Below are 24,467 nucleotides of genomic sequence, written 5' to 3' on the forward strand. Positions count from 1 at the left end.
AATAATGATAATTAAAAAATACATATACATATTAGTAATACTCGTTTCAGCTTCTGCTTGGGCGCAAGTCAATTTTGATGCTAAAGTGAGCAAAAACAAACTTGGTGTTAATGAGCGTCTGCGTATTGATTTTGAAATGAATCAAGATGGAGATAATTTTGTGCCGCCAGATTTTGTTGGTTTTACGGTAGTTGGTGGGCCAAATCAATCAGTAAGTAATTCTTGGATTAACGGAAAACGATCGTTTAAAAAAACCTATACATATTTTTTAGCACCTAAAAAGCGTGGTGAATTTACAATTTCGCAGGCTACTATTAGTATAGAGGGAGAAACTTATAAAACGACACCTATAAAAATTCAAGTTACTGCTGCGGTAGATATTCCGAAAGACCCGAACGATCCAACTTATTTGGCTTCAGAAAACATTCATCTGGTTGCAGAAATTTCAAAAACAAACCCGTATTTAAACGAAGCCATTACGGTTGTTTATAAGCTTTATGTATCGCCTAAAATTGCAGTTGATAACTGGAATGAATTGGACACGCCTAGATATAACGACTTTTGGAGTCAGAATATAAATACTCAAGGTCAAAAAGTTCAAAATGGAATATACAATGGTGAAGATTATCGCTATTTAGTTTTAAGAAAAACCGTTTTATATCCGCAGAAAACAGGAAAACTTAATATTGAGCCATTAACATTAGATATTTCAATGCGTGTACCATCAAACCGTCGAGATATCTTTGGAAGTCTATTAATGACTCGAATTAACAGAACGGTTTCAGCCGGAAATAAAACCATAAATGTAAAAGCTTTGCCTGAAAAAGGAAAACCTGTAGATTTTACTGGTGCTGTTGGTGATTTCGACTTAAATGTCACAGCCTCTAAAACAGAATTGGATGCTACTGAATCACTTCAAGTTAAGGTAAATGTTGAAGGTAATGGAAATTTAAAATTATTTAAACTTCCTAAAATTTCGCTTCCAAGTTCTTTAGAGGTTTATGAACCCGAACATAGTGAAAACGTAAAAACAAATTTAGCCGGCATGCAAGGTAGTATTACGGATAGTTATACGGTAGTGCCACAGTTTAAAGGTAAATATCCAATTCCAAGCATTTCATTTTCATATTTTGATTTAAAAACAGAATCTTACAAAAGGCTGTCTTCCAACGAAATTGTAATTAATGTTTTAAATGGACCTTCTAATAACGCGTCTTCAAATGAAAGTGCTGTAACTGCTAATAACAAACAAGCGGTCGTTTTAAATAGCGATCAGTTTGCTTTTATAAAAACCAAGACGAATTTTGTGGATGCGAAAACAGAATATTTTTTCAAAACCAAACTGTTTTGGAGTTTATTATTGGTGCCTTTTTTAGCAATTCCGTTGGCTATTTTTATTCGCAAAAAGAAAGTAGCGAGAGATGCCGATGTTTATGGAAACCGTATTAGAAAAGCTGATAGATTAGCACGCAAATACTTAAGTAATGCTAAGAAATCTTTAGGCCAAAAAGAAGCATTTTACATTGCTTTAGAAAAGGCTTTACACAACTATTTAAAGGCTAAACTACACATTGAAACTAGCGATTTAAGTAAAGATAAAATTAATAATTTGTTAGATGGTAAGGGTGTTGAAGCAAGTGTCATTAAAGATTTTGAAAGCATTTTAGAACGTTGTGAGTTGGCACGTTATACACCTATAGATATTGTAACCATGCAAGAAGATTATGAGAAGGCAGCAAAAACAATTTCTTTAATAGATAAACAAGCACGTTAACATGAAACGAATATTATATATACTATCTTTTTTGTTATGTTTAAGTGTTTTTGCACAAAATCAAGCTCAGTTTGATAAGGCAAATGCGTTGTATAATGATGGTAAATATGCTGAAGCCATCGATAATTACATGGCTATTCTTGAAACCGGAAAGCATTCTTCAGATTTGTATTTCAATTTAGCAAATGCCCATTATAAACTTAATAATATAGCTCCGAGTATCTATTATTATGAAAAAGCATTATTGCTAAATCCGAATGATACTGATATCGAGAATAATATAGCCTTTGCAAAAAATATGACTATTGATGCCATAGATGTTGTTCCTGATGCAGGTTTTTCAAAATTGTTAAATACAACGACAAATAAAATGACTTTTGATAATTGGTCTAAACTCTCTGTAGCTTTAGTATTTGTATTCGTCATGTTGTTTTTGGTATATTATTTTGCTTATTCAACTTTAAAAAAGAGGCTCGCATTTATTGGGAGTATTTCTGCATTAATACTAATGTTTATAACATTGGCGTTTGCGTTTCATAAGTATAATCTTGATAAAATAGATAATCCTGCAATTATTTTTGCTCAAGAAAGTAAAGTAAGAAGTAACCCAAATTCCAGAAGCGAAGAATCGTTTAGGTTACATGAAGGCACTAAAGTCCAGGTCGTTGAAGCTTATAATGACTGGAATAAAATTAAACTTTCAGACGGCAAAACAGGCTGGATAATTTCTAAAGACTTAAAACTGTTGAAGGATTTTTAAAAATAATTTAACAATATTATCAGAATCATGTATTATATTTGTGGTTTCAATTTTTAATTTATGATTAAAAACATTATTGCAATTTTCTTTTCTGTAATTCTTTTGGCGCTTATAGCGGCACCTGCTATTATTATTGCAATAGACGATTCAGTAGATACTTCTATAATTTACAGTGTTTCAGAAGAAGAAGAAACTACAAAAATTAAATTACAATCTCCACAAGACCTTTTTGATTCAGAGCGTTTGTTTGAGTTTAATAATTTAGAAACCATTGTGTATTTCTTCAAAAAATACCCCAAACCTCATTTAAATTTAATTTCCCCGCCCCCCGAGTTTCACATATAATAATTTCAGATTTATAGACCATTTAGGTCTTAATTAATTATTTACTTACAGCTTTTGGTATGAAAAATTCCCAAGAGCAATAATTTATTATAATATGTTTAAAACTATTAAGAATGACTTGCCAGCGAGTATAGTCGTATTTTTTGTTGCATTACCATTATGTTTAGGTATTGCATTAGCTAGTGGAGCTCCACTTTTTTCAGGGTTAATTGCAGGTATTATTGGCGGAATTATTGTTGGATCATTAAGTGGTTCTAAAATAGGAGTTAGTGGTCCTGCTGCAGGTTTAGCGGCTATTGTATTGGCAGCAATTGCTACATTAGGTAGCTATGAGAATTTTTTAGTTGCCGTTGTTTTAGGTGGAATAATCCAAATAATATTTGGAATTTTAAAAGCGGGAGTTATTGGATATTATTTCCCATCATCAGTTATTAAAGGAATGCTAACCGGTATTGGGATTATCATTATTTTAAAACAGATACCTCATTTTTTAGGGTATGATTCTGATCCTGAAGGGGACTTTGCATTTATTCAAGTTGATGGAGAAAATACATTCTCTGAAATAATCAACACCATTAATCACATCCAACTTGGATCGGCTATTATAGGTATAATTAGTTTAGCAATCTTATTGCTTTGGGATAAGGTATTATCTAAAAAAGGAAAAATATTTCAGTTAGTACAAGGGCCATTGGTTGCTGTGGTAGTTGGTATTATTTTTTACGCATTAACGCAATCGCACGAAACGCTTTCAATTGCTCAATCGCATTTGGTAAGTGTACCTGTTCCTGAAGATACTGCATCTTTTTTAGGTCAGTTTAGTTTTCCTAATTTCTCGGTGATAACAAACCCAGATGTTTGGATAATCGCTTTTACCATTGCACTTGTGGCAAGTTTAGAAACCTTGTTATGTGTTGAAGCGACTGATAAGTTAGACCCGCATAAAAACGTAACCCCAACCAATAGAGAGTTATTAGCTCAAGGTACTGGAAACATTATTTCTGGTATGATTGGCGGGTTGCCAATAACTCAGGTTATTGTTAGAAGTTCGGCGAATATACAATCTGGTGGGCGTAGTAAAGCCTCTGCCATTATACATGGTTTTTTCCTGTTAACTTCTATCATATTAATCCCTAGATTGCTAAATATGATACCGCTTTCGGTTTTAGCGGCTATATTATTAATTGTTGGTTATAAGCTTGCAAAACCTGCATTATTTAAAAAAATGTATAATTTAGGATGGAAGCAATCCATTCCATTTAACGTCACTGTTCTAGGAATTGTGTTTATTGATTTACTTTACGGTATCGGTCTTGGATTAGCAGTTGGAATTGTTGTAATACTTTTAAAAAGTTATCAAAACTCTCACTTCTTGCATATTGAAGACAAAAGTAACGGCAAACACAGAATTAAAATGACGCTTGCAGAAGAAGTAACATTTTTTAATAAAGGTGCTATTTTAAAAGAGTTAGACAGCTTACCTAGAGATACTTATTTAGAGTTAAATCTATTAAATACGAGATACTTGGATAATGATATCATTGAGATTCTTGAAGATTTTCTTTTTAAAGCTAAAGAGCGAAATATTGATATAAAGCTAGTATCTAAACGTGGTGTTGAAGAAAACCCAGAAAGCTTCATCAGATTCTTCAATGAAAGACCAAAATCAAGTTTAAGTTTAAGCTAAAAAAATTAAAATGAAAAATAAATATAAAATATTAGTGCTTTCAGATGTCAATAATTATACAGAAATCATTCTGAAAAACGCGGTAAGTCTTGCTAAAATGATAGATGGGGAAATCGAGTTATTATGCATCAAAAAACCAGCAGAAATTGTAAAAGAAGATAACCAGTTATCGGCAATGCGAACAATTAATCAAAAACACTTCGCGGTAGATAAAAAAATACAAAAATTGGTAAATTCTTTTTCTAAAGATTATAACATAAATATCAATTATACACTATCTTATGGAAATGTAAAACAAGAGATTAATAAGCATATAAAGAAACACCAGCCTGATGTAGTTGTATTAGGAAAAAGAAAATCTAAATTATTAAAGTTAGTTGGAGATAAGATTACAAAGCATGTTCTGAAAAAACATAAAGGTGCTGTAATGTTGTCTTCATTAGAAAATATTTTAGAGCCTGAGAACAACATTGCATTAGGCATGCTAAACGAAATGGAAGATTCTTTAGAGTTTGCAAAACGTTTAACACAAAAAACTCAGAAGCCAATAAAATCATTTAAATTGGTAAATAAAATAGAGACTGAAAATCATTCGATAAATAATAATAAAGACACTGTTGAGTATGTTTTTGAAGAAAATGAAAATGTAATCAGTAACCTTTCAAATTATCTATTAAAAAGTAATATCAACTTATTATTTGTGAATAGAGAAAAAATAAATAACAAGTGTGAAAAGCATCTTATAAAATCGGGAGACGATAAAGTAGATGTTTCATTACTCTTAACAGCATAATATATTTCAATAATTTAAAAACATTAATTAAAAACAAATAATTCATTATGAAAGCACATACTAGAGAAACACAAGCCACCATGACTCCCGAGAAGTCAATTCGATTTTTAAAAGAAGGGAATTTAAGATTCCAACAAAACCTAAAGGCTAACAGAAATCTATTAGAGCAAGTAAATGATACTAGCGATGGGCAATTTCCTTTTGCTACCATTTTAAGTTGTATAGATTCTAGAGTATCTGCAGAATTGGTATTCGACCAAGGTTTAGGCGATATTTTCAGTGTTCGTATTGCGGGTAACTTTGTAAACGAGGATATTTTAGGAAGCATGGAATTTGCTTGTAAATTGGCGGGCACAAAGCTTATTGTTGTATTAGGGCATACTGCTTGTGGCGCAGTAAAAGGTGCTTGCGACGATGCGAAATTAGGAAACCTTACTAAGCTAATCGAAAAAATAACACCAGCGGTAAAAGCAACGCCAGAACCTAAAGACGCAAGTTTAAGAAACTCTAAGAATTTAGATTTCGTAGATTCTGTTGCAAAAAAGAATGTAGAATTAACTATTGAAAGAATACATCAAGAAAGTCCTGTGCTATCAGAGATGGAAAAAAATGGCGAGATAAAAATTATAGGTGCTATGTATGATATTAATACAGGAGCCGTTGATTTTTACGAATAGCATTTAAATGGTAAACTATATTCTAAACATTAAAGTAAATCTGGTGGCATTAACTATGGTGTTGATGCTGCCAATTTATGCCCAATCTCAAGATAGTAATTTTGGTAATTGGCTTATTTATATTGGTAACAAAAAATTAAACAATAATTGGAATCTACACCACGAAGTTCAATATAGAAATTATAATGCCATTGGCGACTTAGAACAACTGCTTCTAAGAACAGGTTTAGGTTATACGTTCAACAATAGTAAAAACAATCTTTTACTGGGTTACGGTTATATACTTTCTGAAAACTATTTAGGCAATACAGATGAAAAAATTTCGGTAAACGAACACCGTATATTCCAACAATTTATTACAAAACAAAATTTTAATAAGTTTTCACTACAACACCGATATCGATTTGAACAACGATTTGTAGAATCGGATTTTAAAATGAGATGGCGTTATTTTTTAGGGCTAAATGTACCTTTTTGTGTAAGTGAAGATCAAACCAGTAAATTGTACTTCTCAGCGTATAATGAAATATTTTTGAATACCAAATCATCAGTTTTCGACAGAAACAGGTTATATGGTGGCATAGGCTATAACATCAACAAAAACATAAGAGTTGAAGCTGGATATATGAATCAGTTTTTTGAAACCAGTAGTCGAGATCAGTTTAATATCTTAACCTTTGTAAACTTCTAGAAAAGAAGAATGACAGAATTAAAAAGCTAATACTTTGGTAATAGCTTTTTTTTTGCCTCAATAACAATTAACTTAGAAAATTAATATTAAATTTCAGTAATGAAATGCGTTATATCAATCGAGTTTGGAAGAATGGTAAGGTTGTGAACGAAAATATTTCACTTAATAAAACACTAAAATTTATCAAATGAAAAATTTATTCTCGAATATAAAAGGCGATGCTTTTGGTGGAATTACAGCTGGTATTGTTGCATTACCGTTGGCATTAGCATTTGGTGTATCATCTGGGTTAGGTCCAACTGCAGGGCTCTATGGAGCCATTTTTATAAGTTTCTTTGCTGCGCTTTTTGGTGGTACAGCTACTCAAATTTCTGGTCCTACTGCACCAATGACTGCTGTAAGTATGGTGGTAATTGCTGGAATTATAGCCGTGAATGATGGCGATGTTACAAAAGCGTTACCAGTAATTTTAACGGTATTCTTATTAGCAGGACTCATGCAAATAGGTTTAGGGATATTAGGTCTGGGAAAATATATTAGATACATACCTTACCCCGTAGTTTCTGGATTTATGACAGCAATAGGTGTTATTATTTTATTAACTCAAATTTTACCTTCATTAGGTTATTACCCTAAAGAAGATGAGGTCTTTGTAGAAACTTTTAAACCGCAAGCAGAAGAAGTTATTCTTGAGAATATTTTGAAAGAAGAAGCAGGCGAAGGCATTTTAGTTTTAGAAAATTTTAAAGAGACTATTGATAGAGCTGAAAAAATAACGCAAGCAGATATTTTGAAAGAATCCCAAACTCTGGCGGCAAAGGAAGCTTCAGGCGCATTAGGTGCTATCAAGGCACTTCCAAGAGCGTTACAACACATTAATTGGTTAGAACTTATACTAGCATTGGGAACGATTATAATTATTTATGGGTTTAAAAGAATTACTAAAGCCGTACCCAGCACATTGGTGGCATTAATAGTCATGTCTGGAATTGCCGTTGGTTTTGGACTAGAATACAGGCCAATTGAAGAAATTCCAAGTGGGCTACCCATTCCAAATCTAGAAATATTTACCAGTTTTAAGTTAAGCAGTATAACACCTTATATTTTTACAGCTCTTACATTGGCATTATTAGGGGCTATCGACTCATTATTAACCAGTGTAGTTGCAGATAATATGACGAAAACTAAGCACAAACCAAATAAAGAATTAGTGGGTCAAGGTATTGGTAATAGTATTGCCGCTATTTTTGGCGGTATTCCAGGTGCTGGGGCAACTATTAGAACGGTGGTAAATATCACTTCTGGTGGTAAAACCAAATTATCAGGAATGATAGCAGGTGTTATGCTCTTAATTATACTTTTAGGTTTAGGACCAATTGCCTCACAAATTCCGGCGGCTGTATTAGCCGGTATTTTAATTACCGTTGGTATTGGGGTAATGGATTATAAAGGATTAAAAGCCATACCAAGTTTACCTAGAGATATAAAATTAGGGCCGTTTAAAATGAGTTCGGAAGTTTTAATTATGCTGGTCGTATTATTGCTTTCAACGTTCTGGAATCTTGTTTACGCTGTAGGAATTGGTTTGATAATAGCCTCATTAATGTTTATGAAAAAAATAGGCGATTTAACTGCTGAACGTAGTGATGTTAAACCACTAAAAGAAGAAGCTTGGGCAGATGAAAAAGGCTTTCCAACCAATTTAAAAGAAGAAGTATTCATAAAGCATATTAAAGGGCCATTATTTTTTGGTTCTACTAGTGAATTTCAGCAATTAACAGCACAAATTCCAGATACAGCAAGTACGGTTATAATTAGATTAGGCCGTATGCAATATATGGACCAATCTGGATTATATGCAATGGAAGACATGCTACAAGATTTAAATAAAAAGAATATAGAAGTCCTTTTTGTTGGGTTGCTTAGACAACCTAAATATATGATGGAACGTATTGATATTATTCCAGATTTAATTCCTTATGAACATATTTTCGATTCTTTTAAGGAATGTATCGCTTGGGTAAAAGCAAATGTAAAAGACGTGTATTAAACATAAGGAAATTTATCATTTAGACTAACAGAAGACCACTCGAAAAGAGTGGTTTTTTTATGCTTCAGTTTCAGGGTTTTCAGCTTCTTCTTTTGGCGTCAATAAATCCGGAAATATCATCGGAAATACGGATTTTACAGGTTCGTAAAAAGCAGAATCCCTCTTCGTATCTTCATCTAAAAAAGGGATTGTATTATTCAGTTTGTCAAATATATTTAAAACCACACTTAAAATTAAAGCAATTTTTAATGCACCAAAAACACCACCAGCCAATTTATTTATAATGCCTAAAGCAGCAAAGTCTGCTAATTTAGTTAACGCTTTACCCGCAAGACCAATCGCTAAAACAATAACAACAAACGTAATAGCAAAAGCGGTAATATTCACGGTTTTGTCAGACCAATCGGTTTTGTTTTGTAAAAATTCGGCAGCAAAATTACTAAAATGTATGGCGCCGTAAACTCCTGCTAATAGAGCCACTAACGAGGCAACTTCAACAAAAAGCCCTTTCATAAAACCTCTTACTAAACCAAATAAAACTAATGCACCTAAAACAATGTCTATAACTCCCATAATTAATTACAATTTCAACAAATATAAAATAATAGTCACAATATGGTTTATTAACTTTGCAACCTATTAAATATTATGGCAAGAGACAAACAATTAAAAGAACGCTGGGAGCTTTTGGTAAAAAAACTATCCAACCAATTTGCAGATGGAGAAACTCTCGATCTCGATGCCATTATTTATTTAATCGGTGTACAAGAATTAGGACAGTTAAACCGAACTTTTAAAAAAGACCAAAAGCTAGACCTCATGCACATTGCCATTTGCAAGTTGTTAATGCCGTACGGTTATTACGAACTCGATTTTGTAGATAACGATGGCTGGCCACATTATAAAACCTTAGAGGCCTTACCACATTTAAAAGCGGGCGAGCAAAGTGTATTAATGAAAGAGGCTATTGTAAGCTACTTTCTAGAAACCGAGTATATCATTTAAAGTAATTTGGGCGTTACCACAAGGGTCGGGCTTTTCATTCCAATCTTTTTAATCGTGCCTCATAAAAAGGATTTCCTTTTCAATCCCTAACGCAGTTCACGTAAAAAATAGTAAATTTGCCATCATTTTGTAAAAGGTCATGATAGATAAGATAAACCAACTCATAGCAGAAGCCGAAGCATTTAAAGCCCAATCCAAAGAAGAGGTAGAAGCGTTTCGTATAAAATACTTAGGTAAAAAAGGATTACTTAATGAGTTTTTTGCAGAGTTTAAAAATGTGGCAAACGACCAGAAAAAGGAATTTGGTCAAACCATTAATAAACTTAAAAAAACTGCCGAAGATAAAGTTAACGCTTTAAAAGAAGAGCTGGAGAGTAAAGAAGAAGTAATAGGTGTTTACGGCGATTTATCGCGCCCAGGAGAGCCTATTCAAATAGGAGCGCGTCACCCAATTTCAATTGTAAAAAATCAAATAATAGATATCTTTTCTCGCATAGGTTTTAATGTAAGCGAGGGTCCAGAAATAGAAGACGATTGGCATAACTTTACAGCCTTAAACCTTCCGGAGTATCATCCAGCGCGCGATATGCAGGATACCTTTTTTATTCAAACCAATCCAGATATTTTATTACGTACTCACACCAGTTCTGTGCAAGTGCGTTATATGGAAAATAATAAACCACCAATAAGAACCATATCTCCAGGTCGAGTTTACAGAAACGAAGCCATATCAGCACGATCACACTGTTTTTTCCATCAGGTAGAAGGTTTGTATATTGATAAAGACGTGAGTTTTGCAGATTTAAAACAAACGCTTCAACACTTTACCACCGAAATGTTTGGTAAAAGTAAAATTCGTTTGCGTCCGTCTTATTTCCCGTTTACAGAACCAAGTGCAGAAGTAGATGTGTATTGGGGCTTAGAAACCGAAATAGATTACCGCATTACAAAAGGAACAGGATGGTTAGAAATTATGGGATGTGGTATGGTAGACCCTAATGTTTTAGAAAACTGTGGCATAGACTCTAAAGAATACACAGGTTTTGCCTTTGGTATGGGTATAGACCGAATTGCTATGTTATTACATCAAATAGGTGATATTCGCTTGTTAAGTGAAAATGATGTACGTTTTTTAGAGCAATTTAAAAGCGCTCTTTAGATTGAAAAAAGACATCCATATACCAAAAGTTGAGGACGTTTATATAGCGGTGGTTAATGAGTATAATGACGTTTATAAAACTCAAGATTGGAACGCATACATAATTAATGATAAGAATGTAGACTTAGATATGATTCTTATTGTTACCAGCGGTTATTCTGAAAATAAAACCACTTCTGTTTTTAGAAAGAAATTAGACACTCTGCCTAAAAAAAGTTATGCCAAAATAGAGCTGATGCAAGAAGAGCTTTTTGCGTTAAATAACACATTTAAAGTGTCTTTTTTTGAAGGAAACACCATGTTTGATAAAACATACACGTTTAGAAAAAATACGATTAATTTAAAAGCATTACAATCAGTGCCTTTGATGGATGCAAAAGGAGTTTTGGTAAAATAGACTTTGGCAGGATGGCCCGCGTTAGGGATTGAGCAATTGTTGGAGCTCCTCGCAGAGAGCGACTTGCGAAAGCCCGACCCTTTTAGGGTAACCTGCCTGCCGGCAGGCAGGCGCCCAAATTTTTCTAATCTAACTTTTCGGTCAATTTTTTAAACACTTTTTTAGGATCTTTATTTTCGTATAAAATCTCATAAACTGCGTTTATAATTGGAATTTGTGCTTTTTTTGCATTTTTTTCATGCAGTAAATGGGCACTTTTGGTGGCATAATACCCTTCGGCAACCATACTCATTTCCATTTGGGCCGATTTTACAGTGTAACCTTTACCAATCATGTTGCCAAACATACGGTTTCGAGAAAATACCGAGTAACCTGTTACCAATAAATCGCCCAAATAAGCCGAATTATTGATGTTGCGTTTCATTTTATGGCGTTTTTTAATGAAGCGTTTCATTTCGCGAATAGAATTACTCATTAATACGCTTTGGAAGTTATCGCCATAACCTAAACCGTGTGCTATTCCTGCTGCTATGGCGTAAATGTTTTTAAGCATTACGGCGTATTCTATTCCTATAATATCGTCGCTTATTTTAGTTTTTATATAATCGCTAGACAGATTCTTAGCAATTTGTTTTGCTTTATCTTGATCTGAGCATGAAATAGTTAAATAAGATAAACGCTCTAAGGCAACCTCTTCTGCATGACAAGGACCAGCAATAACTGCAATGTTATCAAAAGGAATGTTATAGGCTTCATGAAAATGCTCACCTACTAAAAGCCCTGTTTCAGGCATTATACCTTTTACGGCAGAAACTATAATTTTATTTGATATATCTACTGTTAGTTTTTCCAATTCACTGTGCATAAATGCCGAAGGAATTGCAAAAATTAAAACATCGGCATAAGTAGCAATTTCATTAATATCGTTACTTAGTTTAAGTTGCTCTAAGTGAAATTCTACAGAACTTAAATAATTAGGATTGTGCTGCTCTCTTAACAAATGCTCTTTGGTATAAACACTACGCATATACCAACCAATTTCATCTAAATTTTCGCAAAGCATTTTTACAATTGCTGTAGCCCAACTTCCTGCGCCAAAAACCGCATATTTTAGAGGTTTATCCATAGATTTAAATCGTTTTCTATTTCAAAAATACATAATTATTTTTCCATTTTAAGAACCGAGGTGCAAAAGAATAAATATCGGCTTCATAAGCGCAAAAACAATGGGAGTCTTGCTAAAAATGAACCACTTGAATAAGTCTTAATAATACCTCTATTTCGTTTTTGGCACGTGTTTTGAAACCTTAGTACTAAGAACCCTAAAATGATATATTATGAAAACGATAAAAATACTTTTAAGTTTTGCATTAACAGCAACCCTTTTTACTTCGTGTTATACTGAAGTCGTGGTAGATGATTTTGCTTATGTTGATGAACCTACAATTTCTTTAAATCAATTATTACGCTCGCACGAGCTTTGGTATGTTGATATTAACAGCACACTTGGTTATGGAGAAACCCCGTTTTTACAAAAAGCATTTACGGTGTCATTTATTAATGGTGTTGTGTATGCTAATAACAATATTGCAGGATTAGGTGCTAATGGTGATGGCTTTGGGATTGATGTTGGTGAGTATAACGCTTATGAAAACATTTTAGATGTGTATCATGATATTGATGGGTTTTCAACTTTTGATGTTTATGAAATAGATTATAATACTATTGAATTGTATAATCCAAATAACGATACCTCGTACTTTTTAGATGGTTACCAAAGAAATAATTTTGATTACGATTTTGTTTTCTACGACAATATTCATTATTTCTTACAAGAATATGAAGCTTGGGAAAAAACGTATACCAGTGAATATGGTGCTATAAATGAGTTTGATAATGAAAATTATTTACAATTTTTAGCAGGCGGAAACGATTCTACATTCAGAAGCTCTCAAGATGATACCGGAATAAATGCGAACAACTTATATTGGGATTACACAGGGGTGTATGGCGTAGGAGATGTGTATGGTGATGCCTACTTAAAAACTTTAACATTAGATTATGATTATTTAGGCAATGAATATTTTGAATTGAGCGTTATAAATGACGGAAAGATTGAATTGTTTCATCCGTCATCTGAAACGGTTTATGAATTTGAAGGTAGAGGATATATTCAATATTTAAAATCTGAAAGTGGTACGAAAAAAGAAAAAGTACAATCGGATAAATTGCGTAAGCAAAGAAAAGATAAAGTAGCAAATCCTAGAGAAAATACTCGAAAGGTTTAAAAATAAAAAGTGATTATTCACTAATAATTTTGGTTGGTTATTTAGTTTAGAAACCGTTTAAAGCAACTTGCTTTAGGTGGTTTCTTTTTTTAATCTAATTTTTTTTTGTGACTAAATAGAACTTAGTGTTTCCTATAAGTAAAAGTCTATAGCGAATATTGTAAAATGGGATTATATTCATTTAATAAAAATAGTGGCGTTAAACTGATTGATTTTGACAAAACTGAAGGTGTTGCCAATGATTTAGAATTGAACGAGGCTCTCGCCAGAAAACTAGAAGCATCAATCAACGACTTATGTATACAAGTAGAAGAATTAAAGATTAATGTCGTAGAGGATATTGTTTCAGTTTCAGGGTTGGTATGTGATGTTGCTACAAAAAATAAGGTGATTTTAATAATAGGAGGAACATTTGGTATATCAACTGTTAACGACCAGATAATTGTAGAAGACCAGGAAATCTCAGCACAATTTCATACGGTTTCAAGTGCGGATAGCTTAGTTGAAAATTAATTCTAAATTTAAGTAAGACCCTGAAACAGCTAATGATTCTTGGTATGAAGAAAACTTCAAGAGGTTTATTTTATTTCAAAAGATTTTGATTGTGACCAAATAGAAATTATTGTGTCTTAAAAATATTAACCCTTAAAACAAATTATAAAAATGGGACTATTTTCATTTATAAAAAATGCCGGAGCTAAAGTTTTCGGTATTGGCAAAACTGATGCAGAAGAAACTGCGGTAGCTGTAGCTGAAGCAGCGGCAAAAGAACTAAAATTAGAAGAGGCTGCTGCGAGAAAATTGGAAGAAACAATTACAGATTTACAACTGAAAGTTGAAAATTTACACATATTTATTGATGATGACGCGGCTAAAATTGCAGGCATAGCTTATGATCAAGCAACAAGAGAAAAAGTAGTTTTAGTTGTTGGAAACTCAAATGGAATATCAACTGTAGATGACCAGATGACTGTTGAACATGAAGAGCCAGCAGCACAATTTCATACCGTGGTAAGAGGTGATACTTTAGGTAAAATTGCAAAAAAATATTATGGTAACGCGATGAAATACCCTGTTATATTCGACGCGAATAAACCAATGCTTACCCATCCAGATAAAATTTATCCTGGGCAAGTATTAAGAATCCCAACTTTAGATTAGAACATGAGAACCTAGTTAATAGCTAATTATGTTATGTTCGAAAACCAGCTTGAAAGAGTTGGTTTTTTTTTGCCTATTCTTGAATTTAATCAGGTGGATTTGCTGTTACATTTGATTTTACATGCACATCCATTTGCGGGAATGGGATAGTGATATTGTGTTCAGCAAATTTCTGACTTATCTTTCGGCGTATATCGCTTTTCACCTTACTTATTCGAAATATATTTTGACTAAAAAACAAGACCTGAAAATCTAATGAGGAATTTCCAAAATTAACTAATCGGGCTTCAGTGGATTCTCGCCCAGATATATCTGGATGTTCAAATGCGCATTCTTCCAGAATTTTTATAACCAAGTCTATATCGCAACCGTAAGCAACGCCTACATCAATTCTAAAGCGTGTTTTCATGGTTTGATGGCTCCAGTTTATAACCTTATTAGTTGTAATTAATGAATTGGGAATTATAATGGAAACATCATCGGTATTTAACGCCTTTGATGTTCGTAAACCGATAGATTGAATCTTAACAATATCCCCATCGATATCTAAAACATCATCTATTTTTATGGATTGTTCTGAAAGTAAAATGATACCTGAAATAATATCGTTAAAGGTTTGTTGTAAGCCTAACCCGATACCAACTAATAATGCTGCAGAACCAGCCAAAAGCACGGTCACTTTAACCCCAATAGTTTCGAGCATAAGCCCAATGGCAATGACCCAAATTACGTATTTAATAATTTGAAATAAGGCATAAACACTACCTCGTTGCAAATTTCTAAATCGACGTTTACGAAATAGCGCTTTTTTTATTAACCAGAGCGTTAATTTTGTAAAAAGGAAAATTAGTAAAATAACCGCAATAGTATAAACCTGAATCTTATTTTCACCTATGCTAATGAGCTCAATTTCTAAAAACTCCTTAATTGTTTCCATGTTTTATTGTATTGCTAAATAAAGTATAGCTAATATAATTTAGTTTTGATGAATTTAGTTTCGATTATCGATAAAAATTCATCTCATCTAAATATTCCCAAACGTTTTTTGGAAGCATAGGTTCTACATTTTTACGAGCTTTAATAGCTTTTCGTATAAAAGTTGATGAAAGTTCCATAATTGGCGCATCAATAGCATGAATTTTTTCGTGACCGTCAAATTGAGATGCTTCAATATTTTTGGTAATTCTTGGGTAAACGTAAATATGATGATTTTCAAGAATTACCTGATAGTTTTTCCATTTGTGGAAACTCTTTAAATTATCCTCGCCCATTATTAACGCAAACTCGTGGTCTGGATGTTTATCTTGCAAATAAGCTAAGGTGTTTACGGTGTAATTTGGCTGTGGTAAGTTAAACTCTATATCGCTTGGTTTTAGTTTCGCGTAATCTTTCGTCGCTAGATAAACCATTTCCAAACGTTGGTAATTGTCCAGAAGGCTATTTTTCTTTTTAAAAGGGTTATGTGGTGTAACTACAAACCATATTTGGTCTAAATCGCTGTATTCTGCTAAATGGTTTGCAATTACCAAATGCCCAATATGAATAGGGTTAAACGAGCCAAAATACAGTCCGATTTTCATGTTTCCGTTTTAAGAATTTATAAAAGCATCCACTTGCTGCTTTGCTTCTTCAAGGGCTTTTTCTAAATTATCATTTACAATTATGGTATCGAATAAAGGGGCGGTGGCTAATTCTGCAGAAGCTTTTGCAACACGCATATTAATTTTGTCTTCACTTTCAGTTTTACGTTTTTTCAAACGTATTTTCAATTCATCAATACTTGGTGGTTTTACAAAAATAGCTAAGGTTTCTTCAGGGAATTTTCGTTTAATTCGTAAACCTCCGGAAACATCAATATCAAAAATCACGTTTTTACCTAAAGCCCAAATACGTTCTACTTCGGTTTTTAAAGTGCCATAAAAATTGTCGCGATACACTTCTTCCCACTCTAAAAATTCATCGTTTTTTATTTTATTTTTAAAGGCTTTCGCTGTAAGAAAATAATAGTCTTTTCCTTCTATTTCGTTGCCTCGCTTTTCTCTTGAAGTTGCAGAAATTGAGAATTCTAAGTTTAATTCTTCAATACCTAATAGATGCCTGACAATAGTAGTTTTTCCAGAGCCTGATGGTGCCGAAAATACGATGAGTTTTCCTTGTTTTTTTTGTTCTTTCACTATTAATACTTATCAGTTTTATTGAATACTTACATTTAGTACTAGTATATAGATTAGAGTACATTCAATAATTGTTCCTTAATTTTTTCTAACTCATCTTTCATTTGAACCACCAATTGTTGCATTGGTGCATAATTACTTTTAGAGCCTATGGTATTTATTTCTCTTCCTATTTCTTGACTAATAAAACCTAATTTTTTTCCGTTAGAATCTTCAGAGTTTATCGATTCAGTAAAGTAATTCAAATGGTTTTTTAAACGTACTTTTTCTTCGGTAATATCAAATTTTTCAATGTAATACACGAGTTCTTGTTCAAACCTGTTTTCATCATATTTTTCTCTTAACTCATCTACGCCTTTAAGTAAACGTTCTCTAACCCCTTCAACACGTTCAGGATCCATGGCAATTACTTTTTCAAGTATTTCGTCAATGGCAACAATACGATTGTTGAAATCTTGCTCTAGCACTTTACCTTCATTTAAACGATAGCTATTTAATTCATCAATTGCGTTATTAATTTCACTTTGAATGGCTTTCCATTCGGTTTCATCAATTTCTTCTCTTACGGTATTAAGTGCATCAGGAAAGCGAACAGCCATTTTTAATAAATCCATGTCGTCACCATCAACAACTTGTCTTAATTGTTCAATGTATTGCTTTACTGCAGGGGTGTTAATTTGCGAGGACGTATCTTCAGCTGTGGCTTCAACATAAATTGAAAAATCTATTTTTCCACGTACTAATTTATCAGCAAGAATTTTTCTAATAGCTAATTCTTTTTCACGATAAATGGAAGGCATTCTAGCATTTAAATCTAAATTTTTACTATTTAAAGATTTTAACTCAATGGTTATTTTCTTTGTTGGTAATTGCAAAACAGATTTCCCATAACCTGTCATTGAATATATCATAAATGTGTGTATTAAGTTCGCAAAGGTAGTTAAAACTGTAAGAAACTTAAGTGTTTAACTGTTGCTAAAAATAACATTTTAAACTCAAAAATTGGATTTTAAAACAGGTAATTCTTTAGAATCCATTAAAAGAAGATGAATTAAAATAAAAGGCTTAAACGAATTTGTTTAAGCCTTTTGTACTCAAGGTGGGTACATAACTATGAAAACTAAGGAAAACAAAAATCAATAAAAATCAATAAAATCAATACTTTATAAGGAAAAACCTCATCTTTATTTTCTTTTAATTTCCTATATTTGTTTTTATAATCGCTACTATAGCGCTACTGAAAATAATGATGTTCTAATGGGTGTTAAATTAAAAGAGAGAATACTGGCTAAGGGTGTTAAAAGGTATTACTTAGTTATTTGGAATAATGGCAATAGAAGCTATGAATGGTTACATACAGTAGAAAAAGGAGATGATAAAAGGCAGAAGAAGAAGCTGGCAGAAAATATAAGAGCACAAAGAGCGCTAGAGATTGAAAGTGAAGGAACTAATTTTGTACCTAAACACAAAAAGAAGATAACAATTTCACAGTACTTTGATTACTATATAAAAAACTACAAACAAAAGGATATTAGAACTATTGAAGGTGCTCTCAATAAATTTCAAGAATATCTTAAAAAGCCTAAACTAGCATTTAGCAGTCTTACTAAACTTCAAATAGAGAAATTTAAGCACTATTTGGTCCATGAATCTGGATTAAATGGAGAAACACCTTATAGCTATTGGAGAAGGTTTAAAAAGGTTTTAATTCATGCTGAAAAGGAAGGTTATATAAGTGAATCAGTATATAAACACATAAGGTGGGAATCCAAAAATAAAAAGGCTGAAACTACTCTCACAAAACAAGTTTTAACAGAAGAAGAAATTACCAAATTAAAAGATACTAGATGTGGCAATAATGAAGTAAAAAGGGCTTTCTTATTTGCTTGTTACACTGGTTTAGGTTATGCTGAATTCAAAAAGCTTACATGGAAAAATATTGTAAATAAAAAATTAATCATTGATAGGGCTAAAACCAATAGTGAGATAAATATAAAACTTAGTAATTCAGCACTTCATATATTGGGTGAAAGAAAAAAAGGTTTGATATTTGACTTAAAGCATGAAGGAAAGTTTTTAAGTGATACTGCAATAAATAAGAATTTAAGAAATTGGGTAGGTATTGCTGAAATTGAAAAGGATATTACTTTTTATTGTGGAAGACATACTTTTGCTGTACGGTTATTGATGAATGGCGCTAATTTAAAGACAGTTTCAGATGCTTTAGGACATAAGACATCAGCACATACAATAAAATACTTAAACCATGTTAATAGCCTTAAAGATGATGCTACTTTTAACTTAGATTAATTAATGTTATGAATTATGCAGAAATAGTATATGATGCCTTTGATTTGCAAAATAGGTTAGATAAATACTTTTTAGATAAAAGTCAAGAAGCAGAGCAAAAATATTATTCAAAAATTCAATTCTTTGATGGGTGTTTAAGAGTGGTTAAAAAGTTACAGGTAATTGTTAACCTCGATGCTTTGCAAAAAGAGGAAGATTTATTTTTGTTATTAAAAAAAGAAGAAAAACTAATTAAGAAAAACTCATATATTCCTGAATTCATGCAGCCTGTTAGCCTTGAATTACAAGACTTAGCAAGAAGGCTTAAGGCAAAAAGTGTATCTGAAACCATATCTATTAATTCTTTAGAGAAGATTAATGAATCACTTTTAAAAACAAAAAAAATATGTAATGAATTAATTAATGATATTGGAGACTTAAAAATTAGTGAAGTAAAGAAGCAATTACTCAAAAGGTACATTTGGGATAATAGACATTCAGACTTTATTAAAACTAATGAAAGCTTTGTAAAATATTGGAATGATAATAAACAAACAAACAAAGACCTCATATATTATCTTCATTATCTTTTAAATAAAGAATTTTTCAGAAAGGTTGTAGATGGAAAAGCCTTTAAAGCTACTTATGGTAAAGACTTTTTATCACTCTATTTCTATGGGGATAAATTAGCCTTATCGGAAGCCAAAAAACAATATTATAAAAATCTCACTGTAAAAAACAATCATTTATACACCATTCTTGCCATTTAATACTCTCATTAATACACCTTTTTTTGGCTAACTATATGTGTTTCAGTTTATTGAAATACACTTTTGTCTTATAGTTTCCTTTGTTATCTACCTTTGTTTTGATATCAAATAAGAGATAAGCTTATCCATTATTATTAATCCATTAAAAAGATAATAAAATGGAAAAAACAATTTTAAATTTAATTCAAGCATCAAATTTCACAGGCTATAGTAAAAGTCATTTATACAAACTTACACACTATAAAAAAATAAGGCATTATAAGCCTAATGGCAAGAATATTTTCTTTCTGAAAGAAGACTTAGAAAACTTCTTATTGCAAGGCAAAAAAGAAGCAGTTCCTACAGAAGATATAGAAGCACTTGCTGCAAATTATTTACTAACTAAAAACTCAAGTAAATGATAGCAGCATATTATAACTTAAAGGTGCTTTCAGATGATTTAAAAGCAGCCAATAAAATTAAAGTAGGTGCTAAAATACCTAGATATGATTGTACAGATTTTTCTGGTAATTATGAAGGAGTAGAGCCTTTTATTAATCCTAAAGGGATGTTCAAGCTTTCTTTAATGGAATGTAAGGAATTTGTAAAGACAGATAAAAGAAGGATGGCAGAATTTGCCCTTATAGGTGGTAAAAACTTAAACTTTAGCAGCTTATTTACTGAAGATGGAAGCAACATTTATTATGGTTATCCTAATGGTAAGCCTTTCTTAAAAGATGGAAGGAAAAATCCTTTATTTCAGTATAGAAATGATTTGTATCTATTTGTAATTGATAAGGACTTTACACAAATTGAAATCCTGGTTTTACCTAATCAAAAAGGTTATGCTTTAGAATTAGCACAATCCTTTACAGATGGTGATTTTGAAGAAGATTTTAATAAACTTAAAAGCAATGCTAAAACCTTCTTTTTTTATGGGTGTTTATAGTAAGTGGTATTTAAGGACAAAAATTGTCTTCTATGTATGATAATGTAGGTTTGTGGATGCCTTCAGATAGGATTAATTGGAGTGGGTATAAAGATACTATACCCGCTCTTTTATCCAATATAACTTATACTGAAAAACAGAATGGTAATTGGTGGATAAATGGAAGTTTAGAAAATCTAAAAATTGCTGTAGGTGAAGCTGGTATTTCAATTATTGGAAGTCCTAATAAATATGTACATGGTTATAATTTTGCAGCACTTACAAGGCAAGAGTTTCAGCATGGCATTGAAAAAATAAGTGATACCTTTAGTATTGATATTAAAAAGGCTAATACTTCAAAAATTGATATTGCACATAACTTTTGTATGCAGGAAGAAGTAAAACATTACTATCATTATTTAGGTATTTGCAAATACTATAAAAGACTAGCTTATGAGAATAGTCTATACTACAGTAACAAGCAAAGAACAATAGTTTTTTATGATAAAGTTAAGGAGGGAAAAAAGAATGGTGAAACAATACCTTTAGCTTGGTTAAATAAGAACATACTTAGATATGAATTTAGATTAAAAGGAAGGATTTTAAAACAGTTGAACCGATCCAATTTATATGCTGAAGATTTATATAAGGATGAGTTTTATATTCAGATTATAGATAGATGGATTTTAGAATACCAAAACATAACAAAAAATAAGATTATGAATCCAAACAAAGAAACCTTAACAAACAAGGAAGCAAAGGATTATTTATTAAGTGCTTTAGTGGCTGAATTTGGGCAGAATAAGGTGCTTTCTATTGTAGATGGATGGAATAGTAGATTTACAACAAATAAGGAAGCACAACGCTTTAGAAAGTCTTTAAATAGTCTAAGTGGCTTAACATTAGAAAGTGATTTGATACAGGAATTAGATACTAAGATTAATAGAGTAAAAGACTATTATAGATGATTAATTAATTAATACAAAATTAAATTATGGATGGTAGAAAAAATAATGGAGGGCATAGCACAAAGGGATATGCAGGAAGGAAACCAAAAGAAGATGAAAATAGAATAAGGGGTTTATCTATTAATGCATTAGAAACAATTTATGGAAGTGAGGAAGCAGCCTTTGAGCATATTGCAGAACAGGCAAAAGATAGCTTTCCACATTTAAAGCTTCTTATTGAATATGCTTATGGTAAGCCAAAAGAAACTAAGAATATAAATACACAGGTTGAGCAACCTCTTTTTGTTGAAGATGAATTTCCTTATGATAAATTATCTACTGAAGCCTTAAAAGAGATAGCAGATATTTATAATGAAATTGAAAGAAGCAATTAGTTTTTCTTAAATTTATGAATGGGAAAAAAGTACTCACTAGATACATTACAAAAGTTTTTGGATAAATATAAGTGTTTTGAAGAGCTTGGATTTAATGAGTTTCATATAAATGTATACTATTTAGAGTGGCAAGGTAATAAGGGCAACATTATTTTTAATGATTTTTTGTGGTCATTATTCAATAAGGCTATAGATTTGAATGGTGATTATTTTAGTAGTACAGGTGATGAGTATGGTTTTTATTTTAATAATTACTTGATTTACTCAAATATGGCTAGGTTTAGAAGTGAGGAAGGAGCAAACAAGAAAGTTATAAATAAATTCATTAAACTTGCTCAAGATGCAAGCTATCAAAGAGATGTTTGTAATCTTAATGAGAATTTAGAATATCAAGTAGTTATTATTAGTGGTGGATGTTGTGGTTATTGTGATTCCTTAAATAATACAAAATATGATTTAGATTATTACAATAGAAAGCCTAGATTAGATGTTACAAAATGCACCAGAGAAACAGGGTGTAATTGTTGTACTTCAATAATTGTAAAAAGGGATAAAAATGGTAGAATAATGAGAAAATAGTCACTGTAGCGCTACTATAATGCTACCAATAAAAATGTAAAACCCTATTAATCAATTGACTAATAGGGTTTATCTGTACTCAAGGTGGGAATCGAACCCACACTTCCGAAGAAACTGGATTTTGAATCCAGCGCGTCTACCAATTCCGCCACTTGAGCAAATTTCTAGTTTGGTTTTATTTTTTATCTCTAATCTTTCTTAGCTTTTCTTTGCCTATTCCAGATTTCCAATATTTTTCTCTTTTTCTTGCTTCAACTCTATCACCGTCAATGATTTCAGAAAAAATCAATTCAAAAGGCATGTAAGCTCTTGTAGTTTTTTCTCTACCTTCATTATGCCTTTTTACTCTAGCATCTAAATCAATAGTCATACCAACATAAATATAATTTCTATTGAGACTAGATAAGGCGTAAATATAAAACATATTTAGGAACTTGATATGTTAAGCGCGCCTGCCTGTCGGCAGACAGGTCTACCAATTCCGCCCTGCCTACCGGCAGGCAGGCATTTGAGCTAATTGGACAGCAAAAATATAGATTTTTTCGATATTACGTATAAAAATACTAGTCAATATCCTTTTTAGGTTAAAATAAATGTATAAATTTGCACCTCGTTTAAAATAAGGTGTGCTTTTGCACTAAAAAACAACAAGTTAACTATGCCAATTGTAATAACCGAAGCTAAAATTTTTGCATGTACTCAAAGTAGAGTTCTGGGTAAAAAAATTGCTAAAGCTTTTGGTGCTAAATTAGGTAACGTCATCACGTCAACATATAGTGATGGAGAATTTCAACCGTCTTACGAAGAATCGATAAGAGGGACTCGTATTTTCATTATTGGTTCTACCAATCCAGGACCCGAAAATTTAATGGAAATGTTGTTAATGATTGATGCTGCTAAACGCGCTTCGGCAAGACATATTACGGCAGTGCTACCTTATTTCGGATGGGCCAGACAAGATAGAAAAGATAAACCTCGTGTGCCAATTGCTGCTAAGTTAGTAGCAAAAATGCTGGAAGCTGCAGGGGCGACACGAATTATAACTATGGATTTACATGCAGATCAAATTCAAGGGTTTTTTGAAAAACCTGTAGATCATTTATTTGCGTCAACAATCTTTTTGCCATACTTAAAAAGTTTAAACTTAGATAATTTAACCATTGCATCGCCAGATATGGGAGGTTCTAAAAGAGCATATGCCTATTCAAAAGCATTACAAAGCGATGTAGTTATTTGTTACAAGCAACGTGCTAAAGCGAATATAATTTCGCACATGGAACTTATTGGAAATGTAGAAGGTAAAAATGTGGTGTTGGTAGATGATATGGTTGATACCGCAGGAACATTAACAAAAGCTGCAGATTTAATGATGGAGCGTGGTGCTTTAAGTGTAAGAGCTATTTGTACACATCCTATTTTATCCGGTAAGGCTTACGATAATATTAATAATTCAAAATTAGAAGAATTAATAGTTACAGATTCTATACCGGTTAAACCTTTAAGCGATAAAGTTAAAGTTTTAAGTTGTGCAGATTTATTTGCCGAGGTTATGGATAAAGTACATAATAATCAATCTATTAGTTCACAATTTGTGATGTAAATCACTTTAAGAAAGAATA

At 32.0% G+C, this 24,467-nt stretch carries 29 protein-coding genes and 1 tRNA gene; 22 read left to right on the forward strand and 8 right to left on the reverse strand.

All coding sequences use genetic code 11. The features are described 5' to 3' along the window. Positions 1–4: 4 nt before the first annotated feature. From BUA46_RS07710 to BUA46_RS07745, 8 genes are all read left to right on the forward strand, one after another. Positions 5–1,774 (forward strand): BatD family protein, encoded by a 1,770-nt coding sequence (locus tag BUA46_RS07710; RefSeq protein WP_019386836.1) that lies wholly within the window; start codon positions 5–7, stop codon positions 1,772–1,774. Between the two features lies 1 nt (position 1,775). Continuing rightward, positions 1,776–2,534, forward strand: a complete 759-nt coding sequence (locus tag BUA46_RS07715; RefSeq protein ID WP_019386835.1) for a tetratricopeptide repeat protein — start codon at positions 1,776–1,778, stop codon at positions 2,532–2,534. A 60-nt stretch (positions 2,535–2,594) separates the two neighbouring features. Next, a complete protein-coding gene (locus BUA46_RS07720) occupies positions 2,595–2,879 on the forward strand; it encodes a hypothetical protein (RefSeq protein WP_019386834.1) in 285 nt (94 codons plus the stop codon). Between the two features lie 94 nt (positions 2,880–2,973). Beyond that, a complete protein-coding gene (locus tag BUA46_RS07725) occupies positions 2,974–4,566 on the forward strand; it encodes a SulP family inorganic anion transporter (RefSeq protein ID WP_019386833.1) in 1,593 nt (530 codons plus the stop codon). Positions 4,567–4,576: 10 nt separating this feature from the next. Beyond that, a complete protein-coding gene (locus BUA46_RS07730) occupies positions 4,577–5,359 on the forward strand; it encodes a universal stress protein (protein ID WP_019386832.1) in 783 nt (260 codons plus the stop codon). 47 nt (positions 5,360–5,406) lie between these two features. After that, positions 5,407–6,036, forward strand: coding sequence for a carbonic anhydrase family protein (locus BUA46_RS07735; RefSeq protein ID WP_019386831.1), 630 nt, complete (start codon positions 5,407–5,409; stop codon positions 6,034–6,036). A 7-nt stretch (positions 6,037–6,043) separates the two neighbouring features. Next, positions 6,044–6,727: a DUF2490 domain-containing protein gene (locus tag BUA46_RS07740; protein ID WP_019386830.1), complete on the forward strand. Its 684-nt coding sequence runs from the start codon at positions 6,044–6,046 to the stop codon at positions 6,725–6,727. 187 nt (positions 6,728–6,914) lie between these two features. After that, positions 6,915–8,777, forward strand: a complete 1,863-nt coding sequence (locus BUA46_RS07745) for a SulP family inorganic anion transporter (protein ID WP_019386829.1) — start codon at positions 6,915–6,917, stop codon at positions 8,775–8,777. 57 nt (positions 8,778–8,834) lie between these two features. Here the strand turns inward: BUA46_RS07745 and BUA46_RS07750 are convergent, their stop codons facing one another. Continuing rightward, the gene (locus tag BUA46_RS07750) at positions 8,835–9,350 is read right to left on the reverse strand and encodes a CvpA family protein (RefSeq protein ID WP_019386828.1); all 516 of its coding nucleotides are present in this window, start codon (positions 9,348–9,350) and stop codon (positions 8,835–8,837) included. Between the two features lie 75 nt (positions 9,351–9,425). On the opposite strand from BUA46_RS07750, the gene BUA46_RS07755 reads away from it, so the two are divergent. The 3 genes from BUA46_RS07755 (at position 9,426) to BUA46_RS07765 (ending at position 11,338) form a co-directional block, all read left to right on the forward strand. Beyond that, positions 9,426–9,782, forward strand: coding sequence for a hypothetical protein (locus BUA46_RS07755; protein WP_019386827.1), 357 nt, complete (start codon positions 9,426–9,428; stop codon positions 9,780–9,782). A gap of 139 nt (positions 9,783–9,921) precedes the next feature. Beyond that, a complete protein-coding gene (gene pheS, locus BUA46_RS07760; RefSeq protein WP_019386826.1) occupies positions 9,922–10,941 on the forward strand; it encodes a phenylalanine--tRNA ligase subunit alpha in 1,020 nt (339 codons plus the stop codon). A 1-nt stretch (position 10,942) separates the two neighbouring features. Next, positions 10,943–11,338, forward strand: a complete 396-nt coding sequence (locus BUA46_RS07765; protein WP_019386825.1) for a hypothetical protein — start codon at positions 10,943–10,945, stop codon at positions 11,336–11,338. Positions 11,339–11,462: 124 nt separating this feature from the next. Here BUA46_RS07765 and BUA46_RS07770 read toward each other — a convergent pair whose 3' ends face one another. Next, a complete protein-coding gene (locus BUA46_RS07770; RefSeq protein WP_019386824.1) occupies positions 11,463–12,464 on the reverse strand; it encodes an NAD(P)H-dependent glycerol-3-phosphate dehydrogenase in 1,002 nt (333 codons plus the stop codon). Between the two features lie 211 nt (positions 12,465–12,675). On the opposite strand from BUA46_RS07770, the gene BUA46_RS07775 reads away from it, so the two are divergent. From BUA46_RS07775 to lysM, 3 genes are all read left to right on the forward strand, one after another. Beyond that, positions 12,676–13,626: a hypothetical protein gene (locus BUA46_RS07775; RefSeq protein ID WP_019386823.1), complete on the forward strand. Its 951-nt coding sequence runs from the start codon at positions 12,676–12,678 to the stop codon at positions 13,624–13,626. A gap of 165 nt (positions 13,627–13,791) precedes the next feature. Continuing rightward, complete coding sequence (locus BUA46_RS07780; protein ID WP_019386822.1) at positions 13,792–14,139, forward strand: hypothetical protein; 348 nt, start codon at positions 13,792–13,794, stop codon at positions 14,137–14,139. 150 nt (positions 14,140–14,289) lie between these two features. Continuing rightward, positions 14,290–14,787 (forward strand): peptidoglycan-binding protein LysM, encoded by a 498-nt coding sequence (lysM, locus tag BUA46_RS07785; protein WP_019386821.1) that lies wholly within the window; start codon positions 14,290–14,292, stop codon positions 14,785–14,787. Between the two features lie 85 nt (positions 14,788–14,872). Here the strand turns inward: lysM and BUA46_RS07790 are convergent, their stop codons facing one another. From BUA46_RS07790 to BUA46_RS07805, 4 genes are all read right to left on the reverse strand, one after another. Continuing rightward, positions 14,873–15,724: a mechanosensitive ion channel family protein gene (locus BUA46_RS07790; RefSeq protein ID WP_019386820.1), complete on the reverse strand. Its 852-nt coding sequence runs from the start codon at positions 15,722–15,724 to the stop codon at positions 14,873–14,875. 64 nt (positions 15,725–15,788) lie between these two features. Continuing rightward, complete coding sequence (gene nadD, locus BUA46_RS07795; RefSeq protein WP_019386819.1) at positions 15,789–16,367, reverse strand: nicotinate (nicotinamide) nucleotide adenylyltransferase; 579 nt, start codon at positions 16,365–16,367, stop codon at positions 15,789–15,791. A 9-nt stretch (positions 16,368–16,376) separates the two neighbouring features. Next, positions 16,377–16,961 carry a guanylate kinase gene (gmk, locus tag BUA46_RS07800; RefSeq protein WP_019386818.1) on the reverse strand — a complete coding sequence of 195 codons (585 nt, stop codon included), beginning with the start codon at positions 16,959–16,961 and terminating at the stop codon, positions 16,377–16,379. A 53-nt stretch (positions 16,962–17,014) separates the two neighbouring features. Next, positions 17,015–17,872, reverse strand: coding sequence for a YicC/YloC family endoribonuclease (locus BUA46_RS07805; RefSeq protein WP_026009963.1), 858 nt, complete (start codon positions 17,870–17,872; stop codon positions 17,015–17,017). Positions 17,873–18,218: 346 nt separating this feature from the next. Between BUA46_RS07805 and BUA46_RS07810 the strand changes: the two genes are divergently transcribed. From BUA46_RS07810 to BUA46_RS07840, 7 genes are all read left to right on the forward strand, one after another. Continuing rightward, positions 18,219–19,271 carry a tyrosine-type recombinase/integrase gene (locus tag BUA46_RS07810; protein WP_019386816.1) on the forward strand — a complete coding sequence of 351 codons (1,053 nt, stop codon included), beginning with the start codon at positions 18,219–18,221 and terminating at the stop codon, positions 19,269–19,271. An 8-nt stretch (positions 19,272–19,279) separates the two neighbouring features. Further along, entirely contained in the window at positions 19,280–20,020 is a 741-nt protein-coding gene (locus tag BUA46_RS07815; protein ID WP_019386815.1) for a hypothetical protein, read from the forward strand. Positions 20,021–20,178: 158 nt separating this feature from the next. Then, positions 20,179–20,421, forward strand: coding sequence for a helix-turn-helix transcriptional regulator (locus BUA46_RS07820; protein ID WP_019386814.1), 243 nt, complete (start codon positions 20,179–20,181; stop codon positions 20,419–20,421). Beyond that, positions 20,418–20,948 (forward strand): hypothetical protein, encoded by a 531-nt coding sequence (locus BUA46_RS07825; RefSeq protein WP_019386813.1) that lies wholly within the window; start codon positions 20,418–20,420, stop codon positions 20,946–20,948. The genes BUA46_RS07820 and BUA46_RS07825 overlap by 4 nt, the downstream gene beginning before the upstream one ends. A 32-nt stretch (positions 20,949–20,980) precedes the next feature. Further along, positions 20,981–21,895 carry a phage/plasmid replication domain-containing protein gene (locus tag BUA46_RS07830; protein ID WP_019386812.1) on the forward strand — a complete coding sequence of 305 codons (915 nt, stop codon included), beginning with the start codon at positions 20,981–20,983 and terminating at the stop codon, positions 21,893–21,895. 26 nt (positions 21,896–21,921) lie between these two features. Continuing rightward, positions 21,922–22,269: a hypothetical protein gene (locus BUA46_RS07835; RefSeq protein ID WP_019386811.1), complete on the forward strand. Its 348-nt coding sequence runs from the start codon at positions 21,922–21,924 to the stop codon at positions 22,267–22,269. Between the two features lie 18 nt (positions 22,270–22,287). Continuing rightward, on the forward strand, positions 22,288–22,848 hold the full coding sequence (locus BUA46_RS07840; protein WP_019386810.1) for a hypothetical protein: 561 nt from the start codon (positions 22,288–22,290) through the stop codon (positions 22,846–22,848). A 76-nt stretch (positions 22,849–22,924) separates the two neighbouring features. Here the strand turns inward: BUA46_RS07840 and BUA46_RS07845 are convergent. After that, positions 22,925–23,006 (reverse strand) — tRNA-Leu (locus tag BUA46_RS07845). 17 nt (positions 23,007–23,023) lie between these two features. Next, positions 23,024–23,272, reverse strand: a complete 249-nt coding sequence (locus tag BUA46_RS07850; RefSeq protein ID WP_019386809.1) for a GIY-YIG nuclease family protein — start codon at positions 23,270–23,272, stop codon at positions 23,024–23,026. Between the two features lie 234 nt (positions 23,273–23,506). On the opposite strand from BUA46_RS07850, the gene BUA46_RS07855 reads away from it, so the two are divergent. Further along, positions 23,507–24,448 carry a ribose-phosphate pyrophosphokinase gene (locus BUA46_RS07855; RefSeq protein ID WP_019386808.1) on the forward strand — a complete coding sequence of 314 codons (942 nt, stop codon included), beginning with the start codon at positions 23,507–23,509 and terminating at the stop codon, positions 24,446–24,448. The last annotated feature ends 19 nt before the right edge of the window (positions 24,449–24,467 follow it).

The sequence above is a fragment of the Algibacter luteus genome (genome assembly GCF_900141715.1).
In the GTDB taxonomy this organism is placed as follows: domain Bacteria; phylum Bacteroidota; class Bacteroidia; order Flavobacteriales; family Flavobacteriaceae; genus Arenitalea; species Arenitalea lutea.

Bases quoted from the DNA above. Each gene is read 5' to 3' on its own strand.
- BUA46_RS07825 (WP_019386813.1), top strand. From the start codon at position 20,418: ATGATAGCAGCATATTATAACTTAAAGGTGCTTTCAGATGATTTAAAA.
- BUA46_RS07850 (WP_019386809.1), bottom strand. From the start codon at position 23,272: ATGTTTTATATTTACGCCTTATCTAGTCTCAATAGAAATTATATTTAT.
- lysM (WP_019386821.1), top strand. From the start codon at position 14,290: ATGGGACTATTTTCATTTATAAAAAATGCCGGAGCTAAAGTTTTCGGT.
- pheS (WP_019386826.1), top strand. From the start codon at position 9,922: ATGATAGATAAGATAAACCAACTCATAGCAGAAGCCGAAGCATTTAAA.
- BUA46_RS07790 (WP_019386820.1), bottom strand. From the start codon at position 15,724: ATGGAAACAATTAAGGAGTTTTTAGAAATTGAGCTCATTAGCATAGGT.
- BUA46_RS07780 (WP_019386822.1), top strand. From the start codon at position 13,792: ATGGGATTATATTCATTTAATAAAAATAGTGGCGTTAAACTGATTGAT.
- BUA46_RS07755 (WP_019386827.1), top strand. From the start codon at position 9,426: ATGGCAAGAGACAAACAATTAAAAGAACGCTGGGAGCTTTTGGTAAAA.
- BUA46_RS07750 (WP_019386828.1), bottom strand. From the start codon at position 9,350: ATGGGAGTTATAGACATTGTTTTAGGTGCATTAGTTTTATTTGGTTTA.
- BUA46_RS07815 (WP_019386815.1), top strand. From the start codon at position 19,280: ATGAATTATGCAGAAATAGTATATGATGCCTTTGATTTGCAAAATAGG.
- BUA46_RS07740 (WP_019386830.1), top strand. From the start codon at position 6,044: ATGGTAAACTATATTCTAAACATTAAAGTAAATCTGGTGGCATTAACT.
- BUA46_RS07745 (WP_019386829.1), top strand. From the start codon at position 6,915: ATGAAAAATTTATTCTCGAATATAAAAGGCGATGCTTTTGGTGGAATT.
- BUA46_RS07775 (WP_019386823.1), top strand. From the start codon at position 12,676: ATGAAAACGATAAAAATACTTTTAAGTTTTGCATTAACAGCAACCCTT.
- BUA46_RS07820 (WP_019386814.1), top strand. From the start codon at position 20,179: ATGGAAAAAACAATTTTAAATTTAATTCAAGCATCAAATTTCACAGGC.
- BUA46_RS07710 (WP_019386836.1), top strand. From the start codon at position 5: ATGATAATTAAAAAATACATATACATATTAGTAATACTCGTTTCAGCT.
- BUA46_RS07735 (WP_019386831.1), top strand. From the start codon at position 5,407: ATGAAAGCACATACTAGAGAAACACAAGCCACCATGACTCCCGAGAAG.
- BUA46_RS07770 (WP_019386824.1), bottom strand. From the start codon at position 12,464: ATGGATAAACCTCTAAAATATGCGGTTTTTGGCGCAGGAAGTTGGGCT.
- BUA46_RS07715 (WP_019386835.1), top strand. From the start codon at position 1,776: ATGAAACGAATATTATATATACTATCTTTTTTGTTATGTTTAAGTGTT.
- BUA46_RS07730 (WP_019386832.1), top strand. From the start codon at position 4,577: ATGAAAAATAAATATAAAATATTAGTGCTTTCAGATGTCAATAATTAT.
- BUA46_RS07805 (WP_026009963.1), bottom strand. From the start codon at position 17,872: ATGATATATTCAATGACAGGTTATGGGAAATCTGTTTTGCAATTACCA.
- BUA46_RS07720 (WP_019386834.1), top strand. From the start codon at position 2,595: ATGATTAAAAACATTATTGCAATTTTCTTTTCTGTAATTCTTTTGGCG.
- BUA46_RS07835 (WP_019386811.1), top strand. From the start codon at position 21,922: ATGGATGGTAGAAAAAATAATGGAGGGCATAGCACAAAGGGATATGCA.
- BUA46_RS07725 (WP_019386833.1), top strand. From the start codon at position 2,974: ATGTTTAAAACTATTAAGAATGACTTGCCAGCGAGTATAGTCGTATTT.
- BUA46_RS07840 (WP_019386810.1), top strand. From the start codon at position 22,288: ATGGGAAAAAAGTACTCACTAGATACATTACAAAAGTTTTTGGATAAA.
- nadD (WP_019386819.1), bottom strand. From the start codon at position 16,367: ATGAAAATCGGACTGTATTTTGGCTCGTTTAACCCTATTCATATTGGG.
- BUA46_RS07855 (WP_019386808.1), top strand. From the start codon at position 23,507: ATGCCAATTGTAATAACCGAAGCTAAAATTTTTGCATGTACTCAAAGT.
- BUA46_RS07830 (WP_019386812.1), top strand. From the start codon at position 20,981: ATGTATGATAATGTAGGTTTGTGGATGCCTTCAGATAGGATTAATTGG.
- BUA46_RS07810 (WP_019386816.1), top strand. From the start codon at position 18,219: ATGGGTGTTAAATTAAAAGAGAGAATACTGGCTAAGGGTGTTAAAAGG.